The organism is Pseudoalteromonas holothuriae (assembly GCF_945859825.1).
Lineage (GTDB): Bacteria > Pseudomonadota > Gammaproteobacteria > Enterobacterales > Alteromonadaceae > Pseudoalteromonas > Pseudoalteromonas holothuriae.
The window spans coordinates 21,526-28,831 of sequence record NZ_CAMAPC010000032.1 but is presented as its reverse complement, the minus strand read 5'-3'; the positions used below and the strand labels follow the sequence as shown (position 1 = coordinate 28,831).

The 7,306-nt window shown below is 41.3% G+C and carries 7 protein-coding genes and 1 pseudogene; 4 read left to right on the top strand and 4 right to left on the bottom strand.

Annotated elements, in window-relative coordinates:
* From OCI93_RS20360 to OCI93_RS20350, 3 genes and pseudogenes are all read left to right on the top strand, one after another.
* A partial coding sequence (locus OCI93_RS20360; protein ID WP_261627184.1) for a BON domain-containing protein occupies positions 1 to 107 on the top strand: 107 nt, incomplete at its 5' end.
* Between the two features lie 113 nt (positions 108 to 220).
* Positions 221 to 811 (top strand): outer membrane beta-barrel protein, encoded by a 591-nt coding sequence (locus OCI93_RS20355; RefSeq protein WP_261627183.1) that lies wholly within the window; start codon positions 221 to 223, stop codon positions 809 to 811.
* A 256-nt stretch (positions 812 to 1,067) separates the two neighbouring features.
* Positions 1,068 to 1,901: pseudogene (locus OCI93_RS20350) on the top strand (arylamine N-acetyltransferase family protein).
* A 3-nt stretch (positions 1,902 to 1,904) separates the two neighbouring features.
* Here OCI93_RS20350 and OCI93_RS20345 read toward each other — a convergent pair.
* Positions 1,905 to 2,669 carry a type 2 periplasmic-binding domain-containing protein gene (locus tag OCI93_RS20345; RefSeq protein ID WP_261595439.1) on the bottom strand — a complete coding sequence of 255 codons (765 nt, stop codon included), beginning with the start codon at positions 2,667 to 2,669 and terminating at the stop codon, positions 1,905 to 1,907.
* 158 nt (positions 2,670 to 2,827) lie between these two features.
* On the opposite strand from OCI93_RS20345, the gene OCI93_RS20340 reads away from it, so the two are divergent.
* Positions 2,828 to 4,156, top strand: coding sequence for a hypothetical protein (locus tag OCI93_RS20340; RefSeq protein ID WP_261627182.1), 1,329 nt, complete (start codon positions 2,828 to 2,830; stop codon positions 4,154 to 4,156).
* 36 nt (positions 4,157 to 4,192) lie between these two features.
* Here the strand turns inward: OCI93_RS20340 and cysQ are convergent, their stop codons facing one another.
* Genes cysQ through OCI93_RS20325 form a run of 3 tightly spaced genes read right to left on the bottom strand, consistent with a single transcriptional unit; the run spans position 4,193 to position 7,300 of the window.
* A complete protein-coding gene (cysQ, locus tag OCI93_RS20335) occupies positions 4,193 to 4,963 on the bottom strand; it encodes a 3'(2'),5'-bisphosphate nucleotidase CysQ (RefSeq protein WP_261595437.1) in 771 nt (256 codons plus the stop codon).
* Positions 4,964 to 4,966: 3 nt separating this feature from the next.
* A complete protein-coding gene (gene cysC, locus OCI93_RS20330; protein WP_261595436.1) occupies positions 4,967 to 5,563 on the bottom strand; it encodes an adenylyl-sulfate kinase in 597 nt (198 codons plus the stop codon).
* 12 nt (positions 5,564 to 5,575) lie between these two features.
* Complete coding sequence (locus OCI93_RS20325) at positions 5,576 to 7,300, bottom strand: SLC13 family permease (protein WP_261595435.1); 1,725 nt, start codon at positions 7,298 to 7,300, stop codon at positions 5,576 to 5,578.
* Positions 7,301 to 7,306: the final 6 nt, after the last annotated feature.

The following is a 7,306-nucleotide window of genomic DNA, read 5'->3' as shown; positions in this document are numbered from 1 at the left end:
GTGATGTAGACTCAGATTCTGAAAAACAACTTGCTATCGCGATTGCGAAAAACGCTGATGATGTAAAGCATGTTGATGACAACCTACGCATTGATAAAGAGTCGTAAGTAATACGGCGCTACCAATTTAACTAAACAGTATTGAGCGCGATTAACCGCGCTCACCTTTTCTATCTATTTTTAAAATAAATATTCTCTGCAAAAAATTAAAAGGAGCTATTATGTTTAATCGCTTTTCTGTGTCATCTATTTCTTTAGCGCTGATTTTGGGTGCATCAAGTGCCTCAGTATTGGCCGCTGACAGTAACTACTTTGACTTTAACGGCGAGCCAAAAGTGTATACGGGTATTGGTTATGGCCAATATTCATTTCAATGGGATGACAAAGAGAACGACACTAGCTTTGATGATGATGCATCCATGCTTAAAGCCTATGTAGGTACGGCGCTAAATGAGTACTTTAGCGTTGAATTAGCCTATCAAAATTTTGATGAAGCCAGCGATATAGACAGCAACGCCGAACTTGACGGTGTGTCATTGGCAGCCCGTTTTTCAGCGCCACTTAACGAGCGTTTTGCATTATATGCAAAAGGCGGTTGGTTGGAGTGGAATGCAGATATTTATGCCACTATTCCTGATGTAGGGCGTATTGGTCGCGAGCTGGACGGCGGCGACTGGTTCTACGGTGCGGGGATTGCCTTTGGCGTAACGCAGAACGTTAATATGCGTCTTGAATATGAACGTTATGAGCTTGATGACCGTATAGACCCCAATATGGATGTGGCATCCGTCTCTGTTGAATACGTTTTCTAAGTTTCTAGAATGATATTTTAACAACGCAACTTCTCCCCTGTGTATGTTGTTTTTAGCCACCTTGTTTTGCAAGGTGGCTTTTTTGTGCGGGAGATGTTGTTAATTGATGCGTTAACCTTTGCTGCATATTAGCTCAATTGATGGATAAGCTAGCTGTACGGATATGATTTAAAATGAAATATAAAATGTATTGACCTCAACCACGCTTGAGCTTTTATCTTGATCAACAGACTGATTAATTGTTAAGGAAAGTATCATGTTAGATATAAGAGCAACGTCGTTGGCACCGCACATCGTTCATTACTTAAATGCGCTTAATATCACCGCACCTATGGGAAGCTTTGAATTTGTTGCGCAATTACAGCGTCAGCACTTGGCTACTTTTAGTTTTAGTAGCATCAATGCTATGCAGGGAGTTTATTTATCTCTTGAAGCAGAGGCATTGTTTGACAGAGTGATCAACAAACGTCAAGGTGGCTATTGTTTTGAGCATAACCGAATAATGTATTTGGTGTTACAGGCGCTAGGCTATGATGTCAGGCCAGCGCTGGCGCGGGTGATGTTAAATGGTAAAATTGATAATCCACGCACACATCGTGTGACGTTGCTTAAATTTGCAGATAAAACCTATACGATAGAAGTCGGTTTTGGTGTTAAATCACCAGTATTCCCCATCGAGGTTGACCAAAGCACTGTTTTTAACGAAGGTCGTAATCAGTATCAGGTTGAATGAACAACAACGTCTGCGACAGTTTCTTTGCTTGCGCCTGAGCAGCTTGTTCTATATCAAATTGACCTGTCGGAGGTATTTGAAGGCGATTGTGAAGTGGGGCATTTTTATAGCCATCAGCACCATGAGGCGGCTTTTGTTAATCATTTAGTTGTATCTCGAATTGAGAGCGGGCAGCGCTATTTAATTCGTAACAATCAGTTTATCCACAGCAATGAACATACCGACGTGGAAGTTGTTCAAACAATTGATAACGTAGTGCTGTTACGTACATTATTGGATGAGTACTTTGCTATTGCTGCAAGTGATGAGCACTTGCAGGTGGCATTTGACAAAGTGCGGACCCGAATCGCCTTATAATACTTAGTGATCGCGTACTGCTTGTTCACAGCGTACTGACGTGTTTAATTGGGAATTTAGCGCATTAAAATTATGACGTAATTTACTTACCAGCGCTTCATCACTGTTTATGTTAGCGGCTAAATACATACGCTTACTTAAGTGTGGCGATACATAGACTTTTTCCCATTCACCTGCTCTTCCTAGAGATTGCTGTACATTTTTGACAAATAAGTCAGCACCATAGAGCAGGTCAACACGTGCCTTGTTGAGCATTTGTGCGCCTTGTTGATGGCTGGCTAAAATGACTAAATTATCATCTTGACTAAAACCAAGCTCTACAAGGTGTTGCTCTGTCGGTTGCCCAGATGCAACAGCAACAATATATTGTCGCACATCTTCTATATCATGAATGATTATGTCTTTTCTGGCTTTGAGTTTGTAAAAAGACACATTTACCTCACATAAGGGAGCTATCCAACGGTAGTGTTCTTCACGCTCTTGAGTACGTGCTAGAGAATAGATAAATGTGTTAGGTGTATTATTGACTATATGACTGGTTCTAAACCAAGGTAATACATGTATTTTATAATCGATATTGCTGTGCTCAAACAGTGCTTTGACTAATTCAGTGGCAACACCACCAATTTTACCAGGCCCCATAAATTCTTGATAAGGAGGAAAATCTTCCGTATAAACATGTATCTTGCTATGAGGAACACTGGCAAGTGAAATTGTTGAGAGTAAGGATAAGCTGCAAAGTAATAAACGGCCCAAGTATTGATGCATAATTCAGCCTCTAATTGTATGTACACTTAAAGCGTAGTCAAAGTGATACAGTTTGGTGTTATTTTATCCATCGCATGGTGGACTGAAATTAGATACAATGTCTGCTCAGAGAAAATCAAGTAAGTTTAAAATTTTGAATTTTAAGGGAAAATAGCTTTATGATCCGAGCTATAGTATTGTTGGGGAGTTTTCTTTTACTGAGCGCATGTACCAGCTTAGTTGAAAAAGGAGACAAATTATATGAACAAGGTATGTATCAGCAAGCAGCTGAGTTTTACCAAGCGGCTCTAAATGAAGATGCCACTGATGTAGAGGCGCAGCAACGGCTAAATCAAGCACGCCATAAAATAATAGACAGAGGGCTGATTGAAGTTCGTATGCTTAGGCTGGCTGCAAATTATGTAGGTGCAGCCGATAAGTTAGAGTCTATTTTACGAAATCAAAATACATGGCATATTGAAGCGATGGGAGCACAAGCTGCAACGCAAAATGAAGAGGTACGTTATGCAGAGCAGTTTTTAAAGGATTATGCTAAAGATTTAGCCGCTGGCCGTTTCCCTGATAAATTTCGTTGGTTTGAACACAAATATGCTTTGTTAATTGCTAACGCTCAACTGAGTGCATCTTTCAATAACTATCAATCTCAGCTAAGTCGCTTGGCAAAAAGTAAATGTGACACTTTAGCAAAGCAAGTGATTAGTCAGCGCTTTTTTTTACACGCGCTAACACAAAAGTACTGTTCTGTGTGGCAGGTTCAGCACCGTTTATCAATTGATAGCCAGGATAACAGCAGATTTAGAAAAATTGTGTTTAATGAACAATTACAACTGAATACACCAAAAAGACGCGATCATCAGCACTTAATTGAGGGAACAACACGTCAGTTGCAAGAGCGTTTTCAGCGCAGCATTTGGTACTCACCAAAAGGGTCTCAAGTACTGAATGTAACGATGGCGGCAAACGTTGAGTACCAACGTACCAGCACTCACAAGCAGCAAGAGAAGCGGTATGTAGTCCAAACGTTAAGGCCCGATCCGCAAGATGAAAATAAGCAAGTTGCAGTAGATATTGAACGTGTTTATATTTATCCTCAAGTAGATTATCAAGAGACATACTCTGTACAGCTGAGTTACCAAGGTCAACTCGGGGGGATGCTGCTGACAGATCAGTATATAGACAGGCAAACCAATCAAACGACCAGTCATAGTGCAAATTTTGCAAAAGCACAGCTACAACCAAAAACTGCAACGTTTATAGATCAACAGCAGGCATTTGCATCTTACTTAGACAATTTAACTCGAGAATTTGATACTCATCTAAAGCAGTTATGGGGACAGCAGTATTGCCGCAATCAGCAAGCGCATACAAGGGCTGAAAATGTACTAAGGTGTGCACATGTTGAGCCAAATAATAATTATGTAAACAGTTGGTTTGAGCAGCAGTTCGGCATTAACTATCAAGCTATGCATACTTTATACGGGATTTGATGATTAGCCCACGGTTGATGGGCTAACCGACATAACTTAATCAGTTAACCGAGAAACTACAAAGTACGGGTTTAAGTAGCTTTCTTTTTGATTATAAAGCAAAGGACTGCCATCAATTTGTGTGACTGTTGCCCCAGCAATCGCTGCCACAGCATGACCTGCACCTGTATCCCATTCGCTAGTTAGACCAAGTCGAGGGTATATATCGGCTTGTCCTTCGGCAACTAGGCATAGCTTCAACGAGCTACCTTTGGGGATCATTTCTACGTCATCAAACTGTTCAAGGTAGGCGGCTAAATCGGGCGAAGGGTGTGAGCGAGAGCCTACCACATTGATTTTCCCGGTGTTTGGCTTGTGAGTTACTTTAAGCTCGATACGCGCTTCACCACACTCTCGAAAAGCGCCAATCGCTTCTGCAGCTAAGTAGCTAACATTAAGCGCAGGGGCATGTACTACGCCTAAGATGGGTTTACCATTGCTGATGAGCGCAATATTAACGGTAAACTCTCCATTCTTTTTTATAAACTCTTTAGTACCATCAATGGGATCAACTAGCCAGTACTGTTGCCAAGTTTGTCGGGTTGGCCAATCTATATTAGCGCTTTCTTCGCTTAAAATTGGTAACTCAGGGGTTAATGCTGTAAGACCTTTGACGATAACTTTATGAGCGGCAATGTCAGCATCGGTCACGGGGCTTTCGTCGGCCTTATATTCAATATTAAAATCTTTGGCGTAGATTGGCATAATTTCATCACCGGCCTTACGTGCCAACATTAATATCTCTTCCAAAAGGTCGGTCTGATTCATAACTTATCCTATAATATTTTTAGTTTTTAGATGCGCTACTAGCTGTTCGACAGATTGGGTAAGTGAATTTTTGCTGGTATCTAAAGTGACTTCAGGGTTAACGGGCGCCTGATAGTCAGAATCGATACCTGTGAAATGTTTGATTTCACCTGCTCGGGCTTTTTTGTAGAGCCCTTTTGGATCGCGCTGTTCACATACATCTAATGGTGTATCTAAAAATACTTCAATAAACTCACCGTCATCTAATAGCTCACGCACCATATCACGTTCCCCCTGAAACGGTGAAATAAAGGCGGTTAGCACTATTAATCCTGCATCAGCCATCAGCTTACTTAGCTCACCAACGCGACGAATATTTTCTACTCGGTCACCATCACTAAACCCCAAGTCTTTACACAGGCCATGGCGAACATTATCACCATCGAGTAAGTAAGTATGTACGCCTTGTTGATGTAATGCGCTTTCAAGTGCGCCGGCAACGGTACTTTTGCCTGAGCCTGAATAGCCGGTGAACCATAAAACACAAGGCTTATGGCGCTTTTGTTCACTTCGTTGTGCTTTATCAACGGCATAGTTATGCCAAACTACATTTTCGTCCATCTTGCTTGCCTATTAAAACGGAAAAACTAAAGGAATTAAGGTTAAAACGGTTATTGAATAAATGATAGATAGGGGTAAACCCATGGTTACATAGTCTTTGATGCGATAGTTTCCTGCGCTATATACCATCAAATTAGTTTGATAACTAAACGGGGAAATAAAACTCGCTGACGCACCAAAGGCAACAGCCATAATAAAAGGCAAAGGGCTTACATCAAAGCCAATTGCCAATGCATATGCGACAGGAAAAGAGAGCGCTGCAGCGGCATTATTGGTGATCAGTTCTGTAAAAATCACGGTCATAACAAAAATAGCAATAAATGCACCATACGGGCCAAAGTCACCCAGCATATAAAATAGGCCCGAAGATATTTTGCCTGCAAGTCCGGTATTTATCATCAGCTTTGCAAGACCGATGGCGCTGCCAACGATTGCTAATAGCTCCAGTGGGAAGCGTCTTTTTAGTTCGTTGATTTTGATTGTGCCCATTAAAAACAAACCAAGCAGCAATACCATTAAGCCTTTCACTAGCGGCACAATACCAAAAATGCTGAGCGCTAAGACACCGCTAAAAGCAGCCAGTACTATATTCGACTGTTTAGATTTCAGGTGTGTTTGTAAGTCTAAACCGGAGATATACACGAACTCACGCTTTAAATTTGGTAATTCATAAAACTGGCTACCGGGTGCCAAAATTAAAGAGTCGCCAGCTTGCAAACGTACTTGACCCAGTCCACCTTGCAAGCGGTCGTGGCCGCGACGAATGGCAATTACAGCAGCATGAAACTGCTCGCGAAAGCGAACTTCTTTGACTGTTTTACCAATATATTTTGAAGACTGACTCATAACGACCTCAACTAAGTGCTCAACATCTTTTTCATGCTTGTCATGAACAATTTTGAGTCCGTCAAAGCGGGTCAGTAAAGGGACTGATTTTATATCGCCAACAAACAGCAATGTATCTCCTTGCTGGATCACTTGCTGTGGTGTGACTGCACAGATACGGCGATCACCATGAATGATTTCAGCAAGAAATAAATCTTTTAAATCGCGTAAGCCATTTTCTTCTACGGAACAGCCAATCAGCTTTGAACCTGCTTGCACTTTACCTTCTAAGTAAAAAGGCACTACTTCTTGCTGGTTTGTGCCATTGTCGGGCAAGTACTTTAATAACACCATAATGGTAATTAAACCGACAAACAAAGCACCTAAACCGATCAGTGTAAAATCAAAAAAGCCTAGCGGGGCCATTCCTGCATCGATAGCAAAGCCGTTGACGATTAGGTTGGTTGAAGTACCAATCAAGGTTAACGTGCCACCTAAAATAGCGGTATAGGATAATGGCAGAAGTAATTTTGATGGTGAATGCGTTGGGCTTTCTTTTATCGCTGAAATTAATGATGCCACGACTGCGGTGTTATTCGTAAATGAGGACAAAAAAGCGGTTGATAATCCAAGTTTCATCACTGAACGTGATAAACTACCCTTTGCCAATGATTGTGCCAATGTTTGTATTAGTGTGGTTTTTTCGATGGCTATAGACACTAATACCAGCAAAATAAGCGTGATCAATGAAGGATTAGCATAGTTAACAAGCATGCCTTCTAGGTCAATAAGCCCAGCCATGTAGCTAAAACTTATTGCACCCACAAATAGCCACGCTGGCTTGATACGGGTACCAAAAAGGCACCCAACCAGCGCTAACATTATGCCTGTTAATATGATTTGTTCATACATCCAAAG

Bases quoted from the DNA above. Each gene is read 5' to 3' on its own strand.
- OCI93_RS20355 (WP_261627183.1), top strand. From the start codon at position 221: ATGTTTAATCGCTTTTCTGTGTCATCTATTTCTTTAGCGCTGATTTTG.
- OCI93_RS20345 (WP_261595439.1), bottom strand. From the start codon at position 2,669: ATGCATCAATACTTGGGCCGTTTATTACTTTGCAGCTTATCCTTACTC.
- OCI93_RS20340 (WP_261627182.1), top strand. From the start codon at position 2,828: ATGATCCGAGCTATAGTATTGTTGGGGAGTTTTCTTTTACTGAGCGCA.
- cysQ (WP_261595437.1), bottom strand. From the start codon at position 4,963: ATGAATCAGACCGACCTTTTGGAAGAGATATTAATGTTGGCACGTAAG.
- cysC (WP_261595436.1), bottom strand. From the start codon at position 5,563: ATGGACGAAAATGTAGTTTGGCATAACTATGCCGTTGATAAAGCACAA.
- OCI93_RS20325 (WP_261595435.1), bottom strand. From the start codon at position 7,300: ATGTATGAACAAATCATATTAACAGGCATAATGTTAGCGCTGGTTGGG.